This is a genomic window from Shewanella sp. HL-SH4 (assembly GCF_051164845.1).
In the GTDB taxonomy this organism is placed as follows: Bacteria; Pseudomonadota; Gammaproteobacteria; order Enterobacterales; family Shewanellaceae; genus Shewanella; species Shewanella glacialimarina.
Map to the genome: position 1 here is coordinate 160,249 of NZ_CP195037.1, position 22,472 is coordinate 182,720.

Here is a 22,472-nt window from a genome sequence, read left to right on the forward strand (position 1 = left end):
ATACTTCATTGTGGTGATTATTATCTTTATTTAATAACATCCTCTAGCGCATCGGCTAAAGTTGAATACGTCACGCACTGCACGCCGTCAGGCTTAAAGCCTGCTTTAGCTAAGGTTTTAAGTGGCTGAAATTGAAAATCTGCCAACAATACTCGAGTATTATCACGCTGACATTTATCAATAAACTTATACAGCGCCGAGACACCACCAGAATCTAAAAGCGATACCCCGTCGAAATACAATATCACCCCATCTTGGTCGCCGCTCAAATGCGCCAACTCAGCAAACACACTGTCGGCGGCAGCAAAAAATAATGGCCCATTAATTTTAAACACTTTCCAGCGTGGCGGTAACTCAACATGCACGTGCTTTTTCTGCTCGCTAATGTCTTGCACCTTGGTCATGTCGGCCACTTGTTTCATGAATAATAACGACGCCAAAATGATCCCAGCACTGATCGCAATGACCATGTCGAAGAATATAGTCAGTAACAAACACACCATCAACACTAACACTTCGCTGGCAGGGGCTTTTTTAACAAGATGGACAATCTTAGGCGCTTCGCTCATGTTCCATGCCACCATGATAAGCAGCGCCGACATACCCGCCATGGGGATATAAGCTAAAACAGTACTGAGCGACAATAAAGACACTAATACCACCACCGCATGGATCATGGCCGCGATTGGGCTTACCGCCCCCGACTTATAGTTAGCCGCCGAACGTGCGATGGCAGCAGTCGCGGTAATACCGCCAAAAAATGGGGCGATAATATTACCGATACCTTGGCCAAGTAATTCGCTATTAGCGCTGTGTTTTTTACCAGACATGCCATCTAACACCACTGCACACAGTAACGATTCAATGGCGCCTAACATGGCAATCGCAAAGGCGGCAGACAATAGGTCACTGGCTAATTGCCAAGTGAGTACCAATGGCACTTCACCGGATTGCGCGCGAAGCCAAGGCCATTCAAAGTCAGGCAGCATAGAGGGAATGCCTGCACCGACTGAGCCGTCGGCTAAGGTAAAGCTGAAAGTTGAGCCAATTGTTGCGACATTAAAACCAATTTGATTCAGTACCAGCGCCACAATGCTCGCAACAACAACAGCAGGAAGATGTGCGGGTACCGCCAACTTGAGTTTTGGCCACAAAGTAAACACTACCAAGGTGCTTAATCCCACCAGCAATGTTGGTCCAGAAAAACTAGAAATTTCTTGAACTAAGGTTGCTACTTTACCGACAAAACTTTCTGGCATCTCGGTAATAGTTAGCCCTAAAAAGTCCTTCACTTGTAGCACGGCTATCACCACCGCAATACCACCCGTAAACCCTAAGGTGACTGATTCGGGAATATATTGGATAAAACGGCCTAAGCGAAACAATGCCATGATAATCAACATTAGTCCGGATAACAGGCTGGCCAGCAATAAACCAGACAGACCATATTGATGCACTATGGGATAGAGGATCACCACAAAAGCGGCAGTAGGCCCGGACACGCTATAACGTGAGCCACCGGAGAGCGGAATAATAAACCCAGCAATAATGGCAGTATACAAACCGTATTGCGGCGCGACCCCAATCGCAATCGCAAGCGCCATTGCTAATGGAATAGCAATAATGCCTACGGTTAAGCCGGCTAATAAATCTTTAGTGAATGCATTGGCATTATAGGGAGCGTCTTTTAAAGACTCTCGCAGTGCATTCCCGATACGAAGAGAAAATAAATGTGTGCGGTATTTCATTGCGGCGATCCCATAACCTGGTACGGCGTCAAGATACCCCTCATTATAGACCGATCACATTACAGTACAATCGAATTAAATTATCATCTGATGATAACCTTATTATAGTAAGGTGATAATGAATGGTAACTCGAGTACATCTGGTACCAATGTGGTTAATTTAGCGTGTAAATACTCTTTTAATTATCTAACCTTTTCCTGGCTGAGATCACTGTCATTATAATGAGCAGAGCTGTCAGCTTTTCTGACTAAACAAAAAAGCCGACATGATGTCGGCTTGATATTTTATCTTCACAACAAGCTTAACGCTTACGCGTTACCCTTCACTTTCATGTTCAATTCTTTGGCAAAATCTAGCATGCGTGTCAGTGGAATTAATGCTTTTATGCGTAGTTCATCATCAACAAAAATCTCGTGGTCTGTTTTATCCATATCAGATAACGAGGCTTCAATGGCTTGTAGACCATTCATCGCCATCCATGGGCAATGGGCACAGCTTTTACAGGTTGCGCCGTTGCCGCCGGTTGGGGCTTCAAGTAATATTTTACCGGGAGCCGCTTGTTGCATTTTATAGAAAATACCGCGATCGGTTGCGACAATAAACTTATCATTTGGCATGGTTTGCGCGGCTTTAATCAACTGACTAGTGGAGCCTACTGCATCAGCAAGTTCAACTACACTTGCTGGTGACTCTGGATGAACCAGAATTGCAGCCGTTGGGTGCAGCTTTTTAAGTTCGCGTAATGCCTTAGCTTGAAACTCATCATGCACAATACAGTCGCCTTGCCATAACAGCATATCAGCACCAGTTTGTTTATTAATGTAAGCGCCTAGGTGACGATCCGGTGCCCAAATAATTTTTTTATCTTGGCTATCTAAGTGCTCAACAATTTCTAATGCAATACTTGAGGTGACAACCCAATCTGCACGGGCTTTCACTGCCGCTGAGGTATTAGCATAAACCACCACTGTATGATCAGGATGCGCATCACAAAAAGTATTGAACTGCTCAATAGGACAACCTAAATCTAATGAACAGGTTGCTTCTAACGTTGGCATTAAAATGGTTTTTTCTGGGCTTAAAATTTTAGCGGTTTCACCCATAAATTTGACCCCTGCGACAATTAATGTTTTCGCAGGATGATCACGACCAAAACGAGCCATTTCTAATGAGTCAGATACACAACCACCGGTTTCTTCAGCCAAGGCTTGAATTTCAGGGTCGGTATAATAATGGGCAACTAATACTGCATTATGATCGTTCAGTAATTGCTTAATGCGTGCCTTATAGTCCTGCTTCTCTAAAGCTGATAAAACGGCAGGTTTAGGCGGAAATGGATAACTAATCGTTTCGATTTGGGGTGCCGACAAGCTCATAACGGTTCCAATTGTGTGACTAATGGGCGAATTATACGAAAACTCACCCTAAAACAAAAGGACGCATTACGCGTCCTTTATCAAATTAGCATTTATTCTGTATATGATAACTAGCGCATAGCCATTAACATCTCTTGTGGCTGCTCTAAATAGTGCTTCCACAAGTTACAGAATCTCGCAATGGTGCCGCCATCAATCACACGGTGGTCGCCAGACCAACTGACTTGCATGATCTTACGCGCCTCAACTTCACCTTTGGCATTAAAACGTGGCAATACTTGTAACTTACCTAATGCCACTATAGCGACTTCAGGTTTGTTAATAATAGGCGTTGCGACTGTGCCACCTAATGCACCGATATTTGAAATAGAAATTGTGCCTTCTTTCAAATCAGCAGGTGAGACTCGGCCACTTCTTGCATCTGTGGTCAAACGGGTGATTTCAGCAGCAATATCTAAAATAGATTTTAACTGTACGTCCTTGACGTTTGGCACTAACAAACCCACTTTTGAATCAACCGCCATCCCAATGTTATGGCGAGATTTATAGGTTAACTCAGTACAATCGGCATTGACTTGGCTATTCAAAATCGGAAACTGAGTTAAGGCTAAAGACATGGCTTTCATAAAGAAAGGCATCATGGTTAGCTTAACTTCATCAGTTGAATAGCGCTGCTTCATCGTTTCACGTAATGCGACCAGCTCAGTTAAATCAAACTCTTCACAATAGGTAAAATGAGGAATAGTCGATACAGATTCAACCATCATTCGCGCCATAATGGCTTTAACGCCTTTAATTGGCTCGACACGATCTGCTGCGCTAACAGTTGCTGTATTAACAGAGCTAGAAACTGTCGCTGAAGGTGCTGATGTCAAAGCGTTAACCGCTGACACTGGCGCAGACTTAACATCTCCGCCTTGCTGATGACGTTCTACATCTTCTTTGTATACTCGACCATGCTTACCTGAGCCTGACACATCGGCAATGTTAATGTCTAAGCTACGCGCTAAACGGCGCACGGCTGGGCTAGCTAACGCTTTACCTTGACTAACAGGTTCCGAAGACAAACTGTGGTTTGAACTTGATGCGTGCTGAGTATCTTGTTGCACAACTTCAGTTGTCGCAGCTGTATTAACAAATTCACTTTCAACTTCAATGGCAAATAAAGGTGAATGCACTTTAGCTAACTGACCTTTACGGTAATAATGCTTCACAATTTTACCGGCTTTCATTGCTGGTATTTGTACTAGCGCTTTATCTGTCATCACATCAGCAATGGGTTGGTCTTCAACAACCATTTCACCTTCTGCAACTAACCAATCAACTAATTCACACTCAACAATGCCTTCACCAATATCAGGCAATAAAAAGTCTTCAATTGTTGTGCCTGATGCATTTGCACTTGAAACAATATTGGTTGTTGTTTCTTGGTGTAAAGGTGCAGCTTCAACTGTGTCTATATCTGTATCATCAGCTAATCTGACTGAATATAAAGGCGCGTGTACTATCGCTATCTCGCCTTTGGCATAGTACAGCTTAGTGATCACCCCAGCGTTAGGAGCCGGTATTTGCACTAACGCTTTGTCAGTCATCACATCAGCTATCGGTTGGTCTTCTACTACTGTGTCACCTTCGGCAACTAACCAATCCACCAACTCGCATTCAACAACGCCTTCACCAATGTCGGGTAAAATAAAATCTTTAATCATGCCCACTCCTAAAATGCCATTGTGGTTTTGATGGCTTCAAATGTTTTCAGCTCATCTGGCATATATTCTTTTTCATGAATAAGTGGATAAGGTGTATCTAAACCACAGACTCGATTGATCGGAGACTCTAAATGTAAGAAACATTCCTGTTGAATTGTCGCCGCGATTTCACCCGCAAAACCACCTGTCAATGGTGCTTCATGGTTTATAACTAAGCGGCCTGTTTTCTTAACAGATTTAGCCACAGTATCAATATCCCAAGGTGCTAAGGTGCGTAAATCGATAATTTCGCATGAAATACCTTCTTTAGCCGCCATAGCACAGGCTTTCTCAACGATTTCAACCTGAGCGCCCCAGGCTAGAACAGTCACATCAGTGCCCTGTTTAACCACGTCAGCTTTGCCAAGTTCAATAATGTAATCGCCTTCAGGCACTTCGCCGACCGATGCGCGATATAAACGCTTTGGCTCGAAGAAAATCACTGGATTTGGATCGCGGATTGAGGCTAACAATAACCCTTTAGCTTGCTCAGGATTACGCGGTATAACCACTTTTAATCCCGGAGTTTGGGTAAAGTAAGCTTCTGGAGACTGGGAGTGATAATGACCACCAGCAATACCACCGCCATAAGGGGTGCGGAAGGTTAATCCACCCACATTAAACTCATTACCACTGCGATAACGGAATTTAGCCGTTTCATTGACGATTTGATCGAACGCTGGAAAAATATAATCTGCAAACTGGATCTCAGCTACCGCGGTCATGCCGTGTGCAGCTAAACCGTTAGCAAAACCCGCAATACCTTGTTCGGTTAGTGGTGTATTAAAGCAGCGATCACGACCAAACTGCTCTTGTAATCCAGAAGTTGCTCGAAAAACACCACCGAAGTGGCCAACATCTTCCCCAAAAACTACCATGCGCTCATCGGCTTTCATGGCAATTGATAACGCCTCATTGATGGCGTGTAACATATTCATTTGAGCCACGGCTTATAGTCTCCCTGCACTTTTTGGATAGGCTTTAGGATATTTGTTGATGTGTTCTTTCAACTCTTTAAGCTGCTTTTTCAGCACTGCTGTTGGTTGGTCTAACACATCTTCAATAATTTCATCTAATCGAGGTACAGGTATCTTCTCGGCGACTTTCACCGCAGCAAGCACTTCTTCACGGTATTTTTCGTGAGCTTTACTGTCATCAGCTTCGTTAATCCAACCTTTATTGATTAACCATAGCTTGAAGCGTTTTACTGGGTCATGTTGTTGCCATTTTGCTTCTTCATCTTTAGAGCGATATCCAGATGGATCATCTGATGATGAATGCGCACCAAGACGATATGTCATGGCTTCAATTAATACTGGTGCATTGTGCTCTAATGCATACGCACGCGCTTGCTGTGTTGCAGCAAGTACTGCCAACATATCATTACCATCAACACGAATGGTATGCATGCCATAACCCACACCGCGACTGGCAATACCGTTACCAGCAAATTGCTCTTCTGTTGGGGTTGAAATAGCATAGCCATTGTTACGACAGAAAAAGATGACTGGGGCTTTTAACACCGCCGCCATATTTAAGCCTGCATGGAAATCACCTTCTGATGCAGCACCTTCGCCAAAATAACAAATAGTGACATTACGCTCGCCCTTTAACTTTTGCGCATATGCAACGCCAGTAGCTTGCGGTATTTGAGTGGCTAAAGGTGATGAAATAGTATGGTAATTAAGCGCTTTACTACCATAGTGGATTGGCATTTGACGGCCTTTACCCAAATCTTTTTCATTACTGAACATCTGATTCATAAATTGCTCAGTGGTAAAACCACGATAACGCAGTGCAGCATGCTCACGGTACTGAGCTAAAATCACATCACCTTGGTCTAACGCAGCAACACTACCAATAATGGCCGCCTCTTCACCGGTACAGGTCATATAAAAGCTAATACGCCCCTGGCGCTGTGCACCTAACATACGTTCATCTAAAACTCGGGTAAATATGCAAGTGTCATAGATTTTCGCCGCTAAATCTTGATCGATAACGGGTAACACTGCGTTTTCGTAAGTGGTGCCATCTGCCTGTAAAACACGCAAAATGGGAATGTGCAATGACGCCTTGTCGAGAAAGCTGACACGATGCACTGTTTCGTTGCTCAGTGGTGCGTTGCTCATAATGTGCTCTTGTTCTTGTGAGATGCTACCTCAAGAGTAGCAGTCTAATTATAGTTTGCCGACAAACATTACGTTAACGTAAACTTCCATACAATAGTTTAGCCAGGCCATTAATGAATTCTTAGTCTGTTAAATTGTATAATTTGCTTTACGCTAACTCAGTAGCCTACTGTACATCTTCATTTGGTGCAGGTACTAGGCACAATACGGTTCGTTGACCTATAGGTACTTTAGCATTAGGAAACACTATCGCCTCGACTTCTTGTTGCACTTTTATCTCAGTGCCGGCCTCTGTTGCAAGGATTTCACCTTGGTTAAATTGGCTAAAATTGGGTGCATCATTAGCAAAGCTGAAAGCAAAATCGTCAGCACTTTTATTAATTGAACGCGATACTTTGTATAAATTCAATGATGCTGAATTATAGTCTGGCAACTTGACCACATCTTGGGTAATTAACGCCGTTAACATTTTGTGGGTATCTTCAAAACGAGTCATATCGTTTTCGCCAAATGGCATCACTTTACCCAACTCAACCGTAAACGCATCAGCTTGAAAATGCTCAGAAGAGTAATAACTGAATGTGGTTGTTGGCTCATGGTGAAACAATATGGTGTCAACGCCACATGCAGCCAAAAACATCATTTGCTCACCACTAAATGCTCGACCTGGGCGGTAAGGATAAATAGCAAATTTTTCATGTTTTGATGGGCGTATCGCTGTATGCAAATCGTAATGAATACGCTGGCTACCTGATACGCTATTATTGAAAAAGTCGGCCACATACTTTTCTAAAGCTTTGGCACGAATACGCTCAGCATTAACTAAACCCTGTCCTTTTGAATGGGCACCGCTAAATAAACGGTTCATATTCTCTTCAAGAAAACGGGTTTTATTGAGTATTGCCGAAGGATTGCCGATTAAAAACAATAGTCGATGTTGAGTAATAATAGTTTCACTCAATAACGACTTAATCAGTTGATTACAAATCTCAATCGGGGCGGTTTCATTACCATGCACAGCACACGACAGTACAATATCTTTTTTAGCAGTGGCAGTTGCAGTTAACGGGGTAAATACAATCACACCGGTATCAAGGATATCAACCTGAGTGTGGTCCCCTAAATGAAAATGGTACTGCTGTGGTAGTGAGAGCGGGCTTGCTAAGGTAAAAGCTAGAAAATCTCTGGTATCCATAAGCGGTAAAGTCAATTTAAGCTCCTTGTTGTTTTTATTATGCAAATCTGGACAGTTTGCTTGTATTTCCTACGTCTAATTCTACCACAAGCCAAACAAAATGAAATTGATCGCCACTAAACTGCAGTTAAAGACGAATCAATGCTTGCAATAATGGTTAAACTTGAACACAATCATAGCCATCTAGACTTCTATTAAAACTTTTGTAAGGGTGTGTCATGGCGTTAGCAACTTTTGGTGCCGGTTGTTTTTGGGGTGTTGAATACTTTTTTCGTGAAATTAACGGCGTAAGTAATGCTACCTGTGGGTATATGGGCGGAAAAGATACTGCAACAACCTATAAAGAAGTTAAAACTGGCTCAACGGGTCATGCTGAAGTCGTTCAAGTTGAATTCGATCCTGCTGTGGTGAGCTATGATGATTTGTTAACTGTTTTTTGGCAAAATCACAACCCGACACAACTGAATATGCAAGGTGGTGATATCGGTAACCAATATCGCAGTACTATTTTCTTCCATGATAAGCAGCAAAAAGCTGAGGCTGAAGCGTCTAAGTTGGCCTTTGCACGTAGTGGCCGTTGGGGACAACGCCATATAGTGACTGAAATAGTGCCTTTACAAACATTTCATATCGCTGAAGATTATCATCAAAATTATTTAGAAAAAAATAATCTGCCTTCGTGTCATATCGCATATTAATGACCTGACAATAGCAAGGTGTCTGTTGATTAATACATCACTGACACCATTTATTGACAGATTAGATTGCCTCAATCGATTATCAATCATAACCGCACCCTTTACCCGCTTTGCTAAATTCCCTACAATCCTGCCTAATTGCATTTTTATTGATTGCACTTTTTTTATTGCGCAATGTATCGTATCTAATCGGAGAATTAACATGAGTGAAGCTCGTCATAGTAACCTATTGATTTTAGGTTCAGGCCCAGCGGGTTATACCGCTGCAGTATATGCAGCGCGTGCCAACCTAAAACCTGTCATGATCACAGGTATGCAACAAGGTGGTCAATTAACCACGACAACTGAAGTTGAAAACTGGCCTGGCGATGCTGAAGACTTAACCGGTCCTGCACTAATGGAACGTATGCAAAAGCATGCTGAAAAGTTTGATACTGAAATTCTTTTCGATCACATCAACGAAGTGACTTTAACTGAACGTCCATTTCGCTTGAAAGGCGACAATGGCGAATACACCTGTGACGCATTAATTATTGCCACCGGTGCATCAGCTAAATATTTAGGCTTACCATCAGAAGAAGCCTTTATGGGCCGTGGCGTATCAGCTTGTGCTACCTGTGACGGGTTTTTCTATCGCAACCAGAAAGTTGCTGTAGTCGGTGGTGGTAATACTGCGGTTGAAGAAGCGCTTTATTTAAGTAATATCGCCTCAGAAGTTCACCTTATTCACCGTCGTGACAGCTTCCGCTCTGAAAAAATCTTAATTAATCGTTTAATGGATAAAGTGGCTAACGGCAATATCATTCTCCACTTAGATGAAACTCTAGAAGAAGTGGTTGGTGACAACATGGGTGTAACCGGTCTGAAGAAAAAAGTACCAAAGACGGTTCAATCACTGATTTAGAAGTCGCAGGCGTATTTATTGCCATTGGCCATAGTCCTAATACTGGTATTTTTGCCGGTCAATTAGAAATGAATCACGGTTACTTACAAGTGAACAGTGGTTTGCAGGGCAATGCGACCCAAACCAGTATTGAAGGTATTTATGCCTGTGGTGATGTGATGGACCAACATTATCGTCAAGCTATTACTTCTGCTGGTACAGGCTGTATGGCTGCATTAGATGCAGAACGCTACCTAGACGCACTTAAGTAATCATTTCTGTTCGCTTTGCTCCTTGGATTAAAGGGCACAATTAAAAATGCCAATCGCAAGATTGGCATTTTTGTATGTAGCCCCTTGTCAGTGAGGATAATAATCTTACGTTCGCTGAGGTACTACATCGCGGCTATTTGTTAAGCGAAAGACGATAAAAAACCACCTGCTGATTGTTAGGTACGTCAGGATGAGCTTGTTTTTTATCAAAGGTCATGCCCAGCTTTTTCATAATATTAATTGAGCCAGTATTATCTTCATCGGCTATCGCACTCAATGAAGTGACTTCGGTATGATTCGAAACAAGATCGGCAACGGCCTTGGCCGCCTCAGTGGCGATGCCCTTTCCCCAGGTGGATTGCTTAAAACGCCAGCCTAGCTCAATGTCATGTAAATGAGGGTTGTCAGTAAAAAAGAACATCGGCCTCACTAAAATCCAACCTAAAAACTGCCCAGCAAGCTCTTCTGTAACACTGTTGCTCTCAGTAGTAACAGACGCGGCTTTAGCAATAACCTTCCATAAACCATATCCTTTTAGGGGATTATGATAGCGGCGTAGTCTGGGCATAAAGCGTTGTTCAATGTCTTCCATGGTTGTTTTACGCCCACCATTAATGTAACGCATCACGGCTTCATCTTGATCAAGCTCAAACAGTAAGTCTTGTTCATTTAAAGACATTTGTATCAAGATCAGACGCGCAGTTTCAATAACAGTAGGTACCGATTCGGCAGTGATAGGCTGACAAGCGTGATCATTTTCCATTAATATCTCGTATTTATTGGCTTATTGACACACAAGTTTACACATTGAAATAACACACAAACAACATATAGATTAATATAACCTTAAATATGCTTGGAAACGAAACTGCAACCAGGCTAAAAAGATAAAACTGACAACAATCATTACATAAAAATAATCAGATAAATTGAGGAAGAGTCGTGGCGACAAAAAAACAGATTATATTACCCATAGTTGTCTTAGGACTGGGTATTGGCGCATTAGCAGGGATTTCAGCTTTAAAGAAGCCGCCTGAAGAAAAACCTGCACTGGATACCACTCCTTTGGTTTCAGTCGAAGAGATCCAATTTCAGCCGATGATGTTTAACGTATCGTCATATGGTGTAGTTAATCCGAAATATAATACCAATTTAGTGTCACAGGTAATGGGTGAAATAACCTATTTATCTGATTCATTTGTCAAAGGTGGATTTGTTAAAGCTGGCGATATTTTAGCTAAAATTGATGCCAGTGACTATGAAGCCGATTTATTAGATGCTCAGGCCAGTATTGCTTCCGCAAAAGCAGCCTTGGTACAAGAGCGCGCTAACGTGAAAGTGGCTGAAACAGAATGGGCTCAAATTAGTAACGGAACGCCTACTGATTTAAGTCTACGTAAACCGCAATTAGCACAAGAAATAGCAAAATTAAAAAGTGCAGAAGCGGGCTTACATCGCGCACAACGAAATCTTGAACGAACGGTTATCCGCGCTCCATATGATTCATTAGTCTCTAGCCGAGAAGTGGGTTTAGGCTCTTATGTTAGCAAGGGCACACCTGTCGGGGCACTATTAAGTACTGACATTGCAGAAGTCCGCTTACCGCTAGCAGATAAAGAAATTCAATACCTTGAAGCCAAAGGCGTTAATGCCACTGTTGAACTAGTTGGTAACTTTGCCGGCAGTAAACAAGAATGGATCGGTAAAATCGTTCGCAGCGAAGGCGTTGTAGACAGTAAAAGCCGTATGACCTACTTAGTCGCTGAAATTGTTGATCCCTATGGATTAAAAGCCGACAAGCGCGAATTACGATATGGCACTTATGTTACCGCCAATATTAGCGGTGCAAGCGCTGGAGAAGTTACCATTGTTCCTCGTCACCTGATTGTTAACGGTCAAGTTGCTATTATGGACGATGAAAAATTATTACGTTACATAGATGTCACTATGCTGCGTCAAGAAGGCTCTAAAGTAGTTATTTCTGATGGTCTTGAAAATGGCATGAAACTGATTACCTCAGCATTAGATTATCCTATTGAAGGCATGAAGCTAGCACTGCCAGAAGACAGGATACTGCAAAAAGAGACCCAAGATGAAGCAGCACAAAGCACTGAATTAGCAATGGATAGTGAGGATTAATGATGGAGGACACCAATAAGGGGCTAATTGCCTGGTTTGCGCGTAACTCTGTTGCAGCTAACCTGTTAATGATCATTATCATCATCGGTGGTTTACTCACCGCCAACTCTATCCGTAAACAGTTTTTCCCTGCGGTAGAAATTAACTGGATTGAATTCAGCGCAGTTTATTCAGGCACGGCACCACAGGAAGTTGAGGAAGGCATTACGGTTAAAATTGAACAAGCACTTGAGCGGGTTCAAGGCCTTAAAAGAATTATCACTTATTCAAATAGAAACATGGCAAATGGCTATTTTCAAATTGAAGATGAGTATGATCCACAGGTAGTGTTGGAAGAAGTTAAGTCTGAAATTGACTCAATCTCTACCTTCCCTGCTGGCATGGAACCGCCAAAAGTAGAACAAATTAAAATACGTCAAGAAGTCATGTACCTCAGTTTATATGGCGATTTAGAGCAACGTCAGTTAAAAGATTTAGGTGAGCGTATTCATCAAGAGATGATGCAACTGCCAGGGGTTAATATCACCGAATACTATGGTGGTTTGGCGTATGAAATTAGTATCGAAGTCAGTAAAGATCGTTTGCGTGAATTCGGTCTAAGCTTTAATGATGTAGCAGAAGCGGTACGCGGCTATTCTCGCAATATGTCAGCGGGACAAATCAAAGCGGAAAACGGCTATATTAATCTACGAGTAGAAAACCAGGCGTATGTCGGTTATGAGTTTGAAGATTTACCACTGCTCACACTAGAGGATGGCACTACCGTATTAGTTGGTGATGTCGCAACCGTCACCGATGGTTTTGAAGATGGTATTCAGTACTCTAAGTTTAATGGTAAAAACTCAGTCACTTTCTTTATTGGTGCTGCGCGTAATCAAAGTATTACCGATGTCGCTGAAACTATCCGTACCTATGTAGAAAAGAAACAGAAATCTCTTCCCGCCGGTGTCAATTTTGAGCCTTGGGTAGATATGACCTATTACTTAGAAGGTCGTTTAGACTTGATGCTAGACAGCATGAAAACCGGTGCAGTGCTGGTGTTTTTAATGTTAGCGTTATTTTTACGTGTGCGTCTCGCCTTTTGGGTCATGATGGGCTTACCTGTTTGTTTCTTAGGTACGCTGCTCTTTATGCCGCTGTCGTTTATCGACGTCACCATTAACGTGATCAGCTTATTTGCCTTTATTTTAGTGCTAGGGATAGTCGTCGACGATGCCATTGTAATGGGTGAAAGTGCCCACACAGAGTGCCAAGAAAATGGTCAAAATGTAGAGAACGTTATTCGCGGTGTACAGCGTGTAGCTATGCCTGCCACATTTGGCGTATTAACCACAATTGCCGCATTTTTACCGATAACCTTAGACAATGGTCCTTCAAGTGCCTTTGGTCAAGCTATTGGTTATGTCGTAATTTTATGTTTGTTTTTCTCTCTGGTTGAATCAAAACTGATTTTACCTTCGCATTTAGCCCATATGAAAAAGCCTAAAGTGGTTCAGCCAGGGTCTAAAAATCCATTGGATTGGTTACGCAATGGGGTTAACTATGTGCAATCGCACGTTGATACTGGCCTAAGCTGGTTTATTGAAACCGTTTACCGCCCGAGCTTAGAAGTAGCGGTTAAGTACCGCTATACCGTGATAATGGTGTTTATTAGCTTAATCCTGATCTGTGTTGGCTTATATGCTGGTGGCTTAGTCCGCTTTATCGGTCAACCTAAAATTCCTCACGATTTTCCACGTGTTAAAGTGGAAATGAATGTCGATGCATCCGAAAAAGCCACTCTTGAAGCCGCATTAGCCATTGAATCTACCTTGTATAATGTCGATAAAGAACTGGTTAAAACCTATGGTCAAGGCATGATTGCAGAAATGCAGATAGATCTTCGCGGTCGTACTAGCGCAGAAATTATGACTAAATTAGTCGACCCAAGTATACGTCCTATCAATACCTTTGAAGTGGCTGAGCTATGGCGTCAAGCCATGCCGCTTATTCCTGGGGTCAAATCCTTCACTATACAAGACAGTTTATTTGGCGGTGGCCGAGAAGATGGCGATATTAGTTTCCGCCTAGAAGGTAAAGATGAATCACAACTAGTGGCAGCCTCCCTCGCACTAAGAGACAAGCTTGCCTCACTAAAAGGTGTAAGCGACATCAATGACAGCCGACAATCAAGTGCTAAAGAAGTGCAATTTGAACTAAAGCCACTGGCCCATAGTTTAGGACTGAGCTTAGCCAATATTGCGGGTCAGGTCGGTAACAGTTTTTATGGATTAGAAGCACAACGTATTATTCGCAACGGCGAAGAAATTAAAGTCATGCTTCGTTACCCTGAAGAGCAACGTAACTCTATTGCGTTAGTGCAGGATGTATTAATTAAAACCAGCCAAGGTGCAGAGCTTCCACTATCGGAAGTCGCTGAAATTTCAGTGGTACAAGGTGTGAACAGTATTCGACGTGAAAACGGTAACCGGACTATTAACGTTTGGGCTTCTGTGGACGCAGAGCAAGCTGAGCCATTCAAGTTAGCCAAAGATATACGGGATAATTTTATCCCTGAACTATTGGCTAAATATCCACGAGTAAAAAGTGAAGTCTCTGGCAGTATTCAAGAGCAATTAGACAGTGCAGACACGCAAACCCGTGACTTTATTATCTCTTTGCTGGTGATTTACAGCTTACTTGCTATTCCACTGCGCTCGTATTTACAACCTATCATGATCATGTCGGTGATCCCATTTGGTGTGATTGGCTCGGTTTTAGGACATATCATCTTAGATATAGACTTAAGTGCCCTGTCAGTATTTGGTATTATTGCCGCAGCAGGGGTTGTAGTTAACGACAGTCTGGTGATGGTGGATTATGTCAATAAATCGCGAATACAAGGGGTGCCAATGAAGTTGGCAGTATTAAATGCGGGCTGTAGACGCTTTAGAGCCATTATGCTGACATCATTGACCACTTTCATTGGCTTGGTGCCTATTATGGCTGAAACCAGTATGCAGGCTCAAATGGTAATACCAATGGCGGTGTCACTGGCATTTGGTGTCTTGTTTGCGACCGTGGTCACTTTATGTTTAATACCTTGTTTGTATATTGCGATTGAAGACAGTAAAAGCATGATGCGCAAACTAATTGGTATTTATGTACCGGAGAAAAACACTCATCAGGCATCCACATAACGTGTAGGTTTGAGTGGTTTATTAAAATAAAAATGCCAGCATATGCTTAACACCATTCAGTTAAGAGTTTCTTCTCTTAACTGGATAGCGGATTTTGTTAATTCGAACGGTCCTACTTTTGGGCCGTTTTCGTTTTTTGGGCAAGATAAATTGCTTAACGTTTTCCCTCATTTTCCCTCATAGCTTTGAGCTTTTTAGGAAGCGTGTAATACTTTTGAGTGGTGTAAGCCAATGGCTATTCTGGTTGGCTCCCCACCAACTTGTCATAAGATCTGCACTAAAGTAACAACTATCAAAAATAGTGAGAGAATTAGCTGGAACTGATCCAATTAGCTCTCGAGCATAACTAATTTCCCCTTTACTACACGGACCAAATTTTACATTTCTTATCATATGACTTCGTAATGACATGAGTGCGCATAAGCGGGCTATTGGGTATACGGACTGCTTCCTATGCTGATTACTGATATAGCCAAAATGCTCTGAATTCTCGGTATTTTGTGCACATCGAAATGTCGTTCCATCAACAGAAAATAACTGAAGACCATGCCATGTATCTTGGCTGTCTTCCCTATGACACCAGTGTTTAGAGGTGATATCAAAAAGGGCTTTAAGGGGAGCGGCTGTCAGTCGCTGTCTGGCTTGCGGGATAGCACTTGGTGCAACGGTTTCTCCCAACTTATCAACTAACGTTAAGTCGAGCTTGGAGACGACTTCAGCGATGGAACGATTTCGGTAGAGGCCAATTCCAACGATGAGCCAAACGACTAATTCTGCTGGAAGTTTTCTGCGCCTAATACTTGCTTTGTTGGTTAGCTCCAAAGCTTGTTCAATCCATTCCAACGGCAATTCTTTTTGAAAGATAGATAGTTCTTAGGGGGCGACAAGTAATTCAGTATCAATAAGCCAGTTAGACAACATAAAAAATGACTCCGTTCAAAAGAAGGAGCCATTTTCGTAGGATCATTTTTGCTGTCAACCGATCAGTTTCTTAACTGATCGGTGTTAAGCATATGCTGGCATTTTTATAGCTCAATGTTACGCCTATAATGATTAGCATAAAAATAACTACAAATAGAATATGATTTGTGCATGTTATAAGATTAACTCACATAATGACTGCGATTGAAGTGTTATTCTAGGTTGTGGGTTTTATACGACAAAACAACAAAGATTAATTAATGTCCCAGCCTATCTTAATATGGTAGATAGGTGGACATACATCACTAGTTAACAGCTTATCTCATCACGATATATGCTTACAAAGCTAACGCGTTGGATTTTAAAGGGAGCATTAAATGAGTCAACGAAGTATTCTTGCATTGTTCAAGCCAACATCAGTGGCTGTAATTGGCGCTTCAGATAATCCTAGCCGAGCAGGCAGAGCTGTAATGCGTAATTTATTATCCGGGGGCTTTTCTGGCCCAATAATGCCTGTCACCCCAAAATATACCGCCGTGATGGGTGTATTAGCTTACCCCAGTATTGAAGCCTTGCCAGTAAAACCCGATTTAGCGATCATCTGTACAGCGGCGCACCGTGTGCCAGCCATTGTTGAACGTTTAGCTCAATTTGGCTGTCAAGCCGCCATCATTATGGCCAGTGGCATGGCTGATACCTTTGATGAACAAGGCCAAAATTTATTACATCTTACCCTGCAACATGCAAAACGTTACGGCATGCGTATACTTGGCCCCAATAGTCTAGGTATGATCTTACCCACTATTGGCCTAAATGCCAGTTTAGCCCACGCCAGTGCCAAACAAGGTAAAGTGGCTTTTGTATCGCAATCATCGGCAATTTGTACCACAGTTTTAGACTGGGCAAATAACAAAGACATTGGATTTTCATCGTTTATTTCTCTCGGTGATGGCTCAGATATTGATTTTGATGAATTACTGGATTACCTCGGCCGAGACAGTAAAACCTCAGCGATCATGCTTTATATCGACTCCATTAATGATAAACGCCGATTCTTATCTGCCGCTCGGGCAGCATCACGTAATAAACCTATATTCGTGATTAAATCAGGCAGAACCCATGAAGGTTCAAAAGCCGCCATGATCCACACAGGTGGTGTACAGGGCAATGATGCTGTATTTGAAGCCGCATTTAAGCGTGCAGGTATGCTCCGTGTTAATGATCTTATAGAACTATTTGCCGCAGTGGAAAGTTTAGCGCATGCCAGTGTGTTAAAAGGCGAACGCCTTGCAATTATGAGTAATGGCGGCGGCCCTGCGGTACTTGCCGCTGATGAACTGATTATTAAAGGCGGTAAATTAGCACAACTGTCACCAGAGTTGATTAACGATTTGCATCAGCAACTGCCTAGCACCTGGTCGAAACAAAACCCTATTGATATGGTCGGTGACGCTAATGCAAATCGTTATGGTGATACCCTTAAACGGCTAATGGGTGAAGATAATATTGATGCTATTTTAATCCTGCATTCACCGTCGGTTTTACAACAAAGTGAATTAATTGCACAAAATGTTATTGATACTTATCAGCAGCATCCACGTAAAAATAGAGTCAACATTTTAACCAACTGGAGCGGTGAAGATTCAGCATATCTTGCGAGGAAAAAATTCAACAAAGCCAGTATTCCAACCTATCGCACACCTGAAGGTGCTGTGCGCGCCTTTATGCATATGGTGGAATATCGCCGTAATCAAAAATTACTCCAGGAAGTGCCACAATCTATCCCCGACAATATTCCAACCGACAGCGTAACAGCCAGAAAGCTATTACAAGCAGCACAACAGCGTAACCAGTTAGTGCTCGGTACCTATCAAGTCAGTAATATATTAAAAGCCTATGGCCTGAATACTATCGATACCTGGTTTGTCAGTGATATTGAAGATGCAGTTGCTACGGCAGATGCTGCTGGTTACCCGGTTGCCTTAAAAGTGCAATCACCTGATTTACAATATAAGTCAGATGTTCACGGGGTTATGCTTAATTTAACCAGCGCAGAGGAAGTGAGTCAGGCTGCTCATTCAATAATCGACCGGGTTCATCAGATTAATCCTAGCGCACATATTGAAGGATTAGTCATCCAGAAAATGGCCTTAACCTCAGGGGCACAGGAAATTCGCGTATCAGTGATCAACGACCCTGTATTTGGGCCAGCCATTTGCTTAGGAGAAAGTGGCACACTGTGGGACCCAACCCAAGATGCTGCGGTAGCATTACCACCGTTAAATATGGCGTTAGCCCGCTATATGGTGATCCAAGCGTTAAAAGCCAACAAACTACGCGATAGACACCTACCGCTTGGGCTGAATATGAATGCGCTATGTGTGATGCTAACCCAAATATCACACTTAATTATCGACTGCCCTGAAATTGCCGAACTGGATCTCAATCCTGTGCTAGCCGCGGGTGACAATATTACTTTACTCGATGTAGATATGCGTTTACATCCGCTGGGTTATGACACAAGTAATCGCCTGGCTATTTTGCCCTACCCTAAAGAATTAGAAGAAACCCTGATCCTAAAAAATGGTTTGAAAGTCATGTTGAGACCTATTCTACCTGAGGATGAACCTAAACATATGGACTTTGATAATTCATTATCTGAAGAAGATCGCTATAAACGCTACTTTGGTGTGCGCTCTAAAATGACCCATGAAGAAATGGCTGTACTCACTCAAATAGACTACTCCCGTGAAATGGCCTTTATTGCCACCACAATATTGGCCGATGGCCAGGAGTTAACCTTAGGCGCGGTAAGAGCCTCTACCGACCCCGACAACACAGAAGCTGAATTTGCTATGGCCGTTCGCAGTGACTACCAAGGTATTGGTTTAGGTAAGCGGTTATTGGAAAAATTAATCCACTATTATCGCAATAATAACACTCCGGTATTGACCGGGTTTACCATGTTTGAAAACCGTAACATGGCCAATTTAGCCAAATCTTTAGGCTTTCAAGTCTCGTTTGATATGGAAGAACATTTAATAAAAATGCATATGCCTTTCGAGCCAAAAAGTAGAGATAAAAGTGATTAAAATCCAGGATAATCAACAATACTATAATCAAGCTTTTAATGAGTTAGTTATCGGATCCCGACTTATCACTGGGGCAGAGTTTGAACAATGTAAATTTAGCGCTTGCGATTTTGCTTCTACCACCTTTGCCCATTGTAAATTTATTAACTGTCATTTTAATCACTGTAACTTCAGTTTGGCAAAAGTCGATTACTCGCAATTTCTAGAAGTGAGTTTTATAGAATGTAAAATGATCGGCATTAATTGGACAAAAGCCAATTGGCCCAAATTTACTGTTAATCCTGAGTTATCTTTTATTCGCTGTATTATCAATGACAGCTCCTTTTTTGGATTAACCCTACATGGCCTTAACTTAGAAGAATGTAAAGTCCATGACGTTGACTTTAGAGGGGGCGACTTTTCCCACGCATGCATGACCTATTGTGATTTTAACCACAGTTTATTTATGCGTACCAATCTACAAAAAGCTGACTTTGCTGAGTCTACCAACTTCAATATTAATGTACTTGAAAATACCCTTAAACAGGCCAAGTTTTCACGATATGAGGCCTTAAGTTTATTAGACAGTTTGGGAATTGAATTAGTCGACTAATGATTTGAAATATTGATTTTAAATGAAAAACTATAACGGCTTTACCTGCTTTTGTGTTATCACTAACAACCTATATGCTGCCAGTTTGCAGCTTTCATTGAGGATGCCTCCATGCTATACGATTTAACCGTTGTACAATTTAGTAAAATGCTTAACAACTTAAACCATGTTCTTGATAAAGGTGAAGCATTTGCCGCACTTAAACGTGTTGATATCGCGGTGTTACTAAACTCTCGTTTAGCTGCCGATCAGTTTAACTTGATCCGCCAAGTACAAATCGCCTGCGACACTGCTAAAATTGGCGTCGCTAGATTAACAGGTAAATTAGACTCTGCGCCAAAACATGACGACAGCGAAACGACACTATCAGAACTACGCTTACGCATTGCTTCAGTACTTGAATATCTGGATGGTTTTAGTGAGGCTGATTTTGCACACGCTGCTACCATTCATATCTCTCAACCGCGCTGGGAAGGTAAATATCTTACCGGTTATGAATTTGCCATTGAACACGCTATCCCTAATCTGTACTTTCACATCACCACGGCTTACGCCATATTGCGTCATAACGGTGTAGAAGTGGGTAAGAAAGACTATTTAGGCGCCATGCCTTACAAAGCACCAATACTTTAAGTCGGTAGTTATCTCAATCGATAAAAAATGCGAGCTTATTGCTCGCATTTTTTATAACAGACAAATCGCAAACACGACTACATTTCTGGTTCTTTAAACTCAGCGATGGCTTCGCCTTTAAACTGCTTTTTCAATTCAGTTTTTGACAATTCATTAATCGCCCCACCAGCACCAATAGTGAAGTGGTCAGTCTGCTTCAGCTTGCGCGCTTGATAAAGCATAACGACTTGTAGTGTTGACTCACGTTGAGCTTCAGACAAAACCGTACCATCTTCCCACTTACCCAGTTCAGTGGCTGATACTAATCTGTGGTAAACTTCTTCTGGCATTTCATCAATGACTTTATTGATATCATTCATACTGATTTCCGTTTATGTAACACGAGTCTCACTCGGGTAATAAAATAACCTACAAAACCAACAACAAAACAAGAAACAGCTACAATAGCTTGTACTCCTTGTGCTTGCTCCCCTCCCCAAAACCAAGCTACTGCCCCAGCAATGAACAGTGATAAAAAAATCAAACTGTGATTCATCAATTTATTCGATTGCTGAATATGGCTGATTTTAGTTAATGACTCAGTACTTCCTGCCAAACTCACTTTACAGTGCTGACATTCCTTAGCCTTGCTAGAAATGCGTTTCTGACACTTAGGACATTCAATTAAGGCCATGAATAAAAACCCTTATGTTACTATTTACAGTTCATCTACTACTGCTAACATTGCTATTAGTGACGCTTCACCTAGATAAATACTACGCTCTGGCGACCAACCCACAAATGGATCAGATAAGTTAGCATTGTCTTTAAATGGCATTTCTAAGGTGTTGGATAAACACTTAAACGTATTCGCAACCCAATTTGAACCTACGGTTAAATTCGCTTTACCGGGTTCATCTTTTGCATAACCATATTGTGTTTGGAAATCCGCGCTAGCAAGTTGCAGCGAAGACACAAACTTACTTTGAAGTTGCGCCATTTTATCTGTGTAGTGAGGCACACCTTCACAGCCCGCGACAAACACATAAGGTAGACCTTCGTCACCATGGACATCATAAAAGAGATCAACACCGGTTTCTTTCATCTTATTGACGACATAAAACACTTCAGGGCTTTTTTCTAAGCTAGGCGTTTGCCATTCACGGTTTAGGTTAGTGCCAACGGCGTTGGTGCGTAAATGACCACGTACGCTTCCATCTGGATTCATATTTGGCACAATATAGAAATTAGCTTTATCTAGTAGAGACTTGGAATTAGGATTGTCGCCATCTAATAACTGACTCACCAAACCTTCAACGAGCCATTCTGCCATAGTTTCGCCGGGATGTTGTCTTGCGGTAATCCAAATGCTTTTCTTGTCTTCGTCATCATCACCAATTTTTAACAAGGTCATATCACGACCATCAAGGGTCAGCCCTAAGTGTTCTAGACTCAATGAAGGGTGCAACTGTACTTCACTTATAAAGTCTAAATGACGTTCATAGCTATAGGGTGCAAAGTAAGCAATTTGAATAGCCTCACAATCTAAATCGACTGTAATGGTTAATTTACCATCTTGATACGATGTGGGCAGGCGGAACCAATGTTGACGATCATAACTTGCCACTGCTTGGTAATCTTCCCAGCCTTTAGAGTAAGATGCTGTGCCGGCATTATTGATGTGCATGGTGTAAGTTTGACCAACAGAACCTTCTAAACGAAAGTTAAACCACTGGTAAAACTCACCACCGAAATCTGGTCTTATAGCAAGCTGGATATCATCGTGATTATCGATGTTAATCACTTCAATATTACCGCCATCAAAATTTGCACTGATCCGCATTAGGGTATCCTTTAGTAAGTTGCTGTCTCATTTTGTCTACAAGT

General features: G+C 42.1%; 17 protein-coding genes and 1 pseudogene. 7 read left to right on the forward strand and 11 right to left on the reverse strand.

The window, feature by feature from the left end; all coding sequences use genetic code 11:
• Nucleotides 1-26: 26 nt before the first annotated feature.
• From dauA to astE, 6 genes are all read right to left on the reverse strand, one after another.
• Nucleotides 27-1,748, reverse strand: coding sequence for a C4-dicarboxylic acid transporter DauA (gene dauA, locus ACRWQL_RS01690; protein ID WP_434951964.1), 1,722 nt, complete (start codon nucleotides 1,746-1,748; stop codon nucleotides 27-29).
• 309 nt (nucleotides 1,749-2,057) lie between these two features.
• Entirely contained in the window at nucleotides 2,058-3,125 is a 1,068-nt protein-coding gene (gene nadA, locus ACRWQL_RS01695) for a quinolinate synthase NadA (RefSeq protein WP_434951965.1), read from the reverse strand.
• 110 nt (nucleotides 3,126-3,235) lie between these two features.
• Entirely contained in the window at nucleotides 3,236-4,834 is a 1,599-nt protein-coding gene (locus ACRWQL_RS01700; RefSeq protein ID WP_434951968.1) for a dihydrolipoyllysine-residue acetyltransferase, read from the reverse strand.
• 8 nt (nucleotides 4,835-4,842) lie between these two features.
• Nucleotides 4,843-5,820: an alpha-ketoacid dehydrogenase subunit beta gene (locus tag ACRWQL_RS01705; RefSeq protein ID WP_226409972.1), complete on the reverse strand. Its 978-nt coding sequence runs from the start codon at nucleotides 5,818-5,820 to the stop codon at nucleotides 4,843-4,845.
• Between the two features lie 3 nt (nucleotides 5,821-5,823).
• The gene (locus tag ACRWQL_RS01710; RefSeq protein WP_434926057.1) at nucleotides 5,824-7,002 is read right to left on the reverse strand and encodes a thiamine pyrophosphate-dependent dehydrogenase E1 component subunit alpha; all 1,179 of its coding nucleotides are present in this window, start codon (nucleotides 7,000-7,002) and stop codon (nucleotides 5,824-5,826) included.
• Between the two features lie 166 nt (nucleotides 7,003-7,168).
• Nucleotides 7,169-8,212, reverse strand: coding sequence for a succinylglutamate desuccinylase (gene astE / locus ACRWQL_RS01715; protein WP_434951970.1), 1,044 nt, complete (start codon nucleotides 8,210-8,212; stop codon nucleotides 7,169-7,171).
• Nucleotides 8,213-8,415: 203 nt separating this feature from the next.
• On the opposite strand from astE, the gene msrA reads away from it, so the two are divergent.
• Nucleotides 8,416-8,895 carry a peptide-methionine (S)-S-oxide reductase MsrA gene (gene msrA, locus ACRWQL_RS01720; RefSeq protein ID WP_226409975.1) on the forward strand — a complete coding sequence of 160 codons (480 nt, stop codon included), beginning with the start codon at nucleotides 8,416-8,418 and terminating at the stop codon, nucleotides 8,893-8,895.
• A gap of 202 nt (nucleotides 8,896-9,097) precedes the next feature.
• Nucleotides 9,098-10,050: pseudogene (gene trxB, locus ACRWQL_RS01725) on the forward strand (thioredoxin-disulfide reductase).
• A gap of 133 nt (nucleotides 10,051-10,183) precedes the next feature.
• Here the strand turns inward: trxB and ACRWQL_RS01730 are convergent.
• Complete coding sequence (locus ACRWQL_RS01730) at nucleotides 10,184-10,813, reverse strand: GNAT family N-acetyltransferase (protein ID WP_434951973.1); 630 nt, start codon at nucleotides 10,811-10,813, stop codon at nucleotides 10,184-10,186.
• Between the two features lie 179 nt (nucleotides 10,814-10,992).
• Between ACRWQL_RS01730 and ACRWQL_RS01735 the strand changes: the two genes are divergently transcribed.
• Nucleotides 10,993-12,189, forward strand: coding sequence for an efflux RND transporter periplasmic adaptor subunit (locus tag ACRWQL_RS01735; protein ID WP_434926054.1), 1,197 nt, complete (start codon nucleotides 10,993-10,995; stop codon nucleotides 12,187-12,189).
• 2 nt (nucleotides 12,190-12,191) lie between these two features.
• Nucleotides 12,192-15,368: an efflux RND transporter permease subunit gene (locus ACRWQL_RS01740; RefSeq protein WP_434926053.1), complete on the forward strand. Its 3,177-nt coding sequence runs from the start codon at nucleotides 12,192-12,194 to the stop codon at nucleotides 15,366-15,368.
• A gap of 177 nt (nucleotides 15,369-15,545) precedes the next feature.
• On the opposite strand, the gene ACRWQL_RS01745 is transcribed toward ACRWQL_RS01740, so the two are convergent.
• Nucleotides 15,546-16,232: an IS4 family transposase gene (locus tag ACRWQL_RS01745; RefSeq protein ID WP_434953443.1), complete on the reverse strand. Its 687-nt coding sequence runs from the start codon at nucleotides 16,230-16,232 to the stop codon at nucleotides 15,546-15,548.
• Between the two features lie 434 nt (nucleotides 16,233-16,666).
• Here ACRWQL_RS01745 and ACRWQL_RS01750 point away from each other — a divergent pair, with 434 nt between their 5' ends.
• From ACRWQL_RS01750 to ACRWQL_RS01760, 3 genes are all read left to right on the forward strand, one after another.
• On the forward strand, nucleotides 16,667-19,381 hold the full coding sequence (locus tag ACRWQL_RS01750; RefSeq protein WP_434951975.1) for a bifunctional acetate--CoA ligase family protein/GNAT family N-acetyltransferase: 2,715 nt from the start codon (nucleotides 16,667-16,669) through the stop codon (nucleotides 19,379-19,381).
• Nucleotides 19,374-19,973 (forward strand): pentapeptide repeat-containing protein, encoded by a 600-nt coding sequence (locus tag ACRWQL_RS01755; protein ID WP_434951978.1) that lies wholly within the window; start codon nucleotides 19,374-19,376, stop codon nucleotides 19,971-19,973. The genes ACRWQL_RS01750 and ACRWQL_RS01755 overlap by 8 nt, the downstream gene beginning before the upstream one ends.
• Nucleotides 19,974-20,084: 111 nt before the next feature.
• Nucleotides 20,085-20,606, forward strand: coding sequence for a DUF1993 domain-containing protein (locus ACRWQL_RS01760; protein ID WP_434951980.1), 522 nt, complete (start codon nucleotides 20,085-20,087; stop codon nucleotides 20,604-20,606).
• 77 nt (nucleotides 20,607-20,683) lie between these two features.
• Here ACRWQL_RS01760 and ACRWQL_RS01765 read toward each other — a convergent pair whose 3' ends face one another.
• The 3 genes from ACRWQL_RS01765 to ACRWQL_RS01775 are packed head-to-tail and all read right to left on the reverse strand — an operon-like array spanning nucleotide 20,684 to nucleotide 22,428.
• Nucleotides 20,684-20,965 (reverse strand): YeaC family protein, encoded by a 282-nt coding sequence (locus ACRWQL_RS01765; RefSeq protein ID WP_226409982.1) that lies wholly within the window; start codon nucleotides 20,963-20,965, stop codon nucleotides 20,684-20,686.
• Nucleotides 20,962-21,279: a zinc ribbon domain-containing protein gene (locus tag ACRWQL_RS01770; protein ID WP_226409983.1), complete on the reverse strand. Its 318-nt coding sequence runs from the start codon at nucleotides 21,277-21,279 to the stop codon at nucleotides 20,962-20,964. The genes ACRWQL_RS01765 and ACRWQL_RS01770 overlap by 4 nt, the downstream gene beginning before the upstream one ends.
• A 24-nt stretch (nucleotides 21,280-21,303) precedes the next feature.
• Nucleotides 21,304-22,428 carry a M14 family metallopeptidase gene (locus ACRWQL_RS01775; RefSeq protein ID WP_434951982.1) on the reverse strand — a complete coding sequence of 375 codons (1,125 nt, stop codon included), beginning with the start codon at nucleotides 22,426-22,428 and terminating at the stop codon, nucleotides 21,304-21,306.
• Between the last annotated feature and the right edge of the window lie 44 nt (nucleotides 22,429-22,472).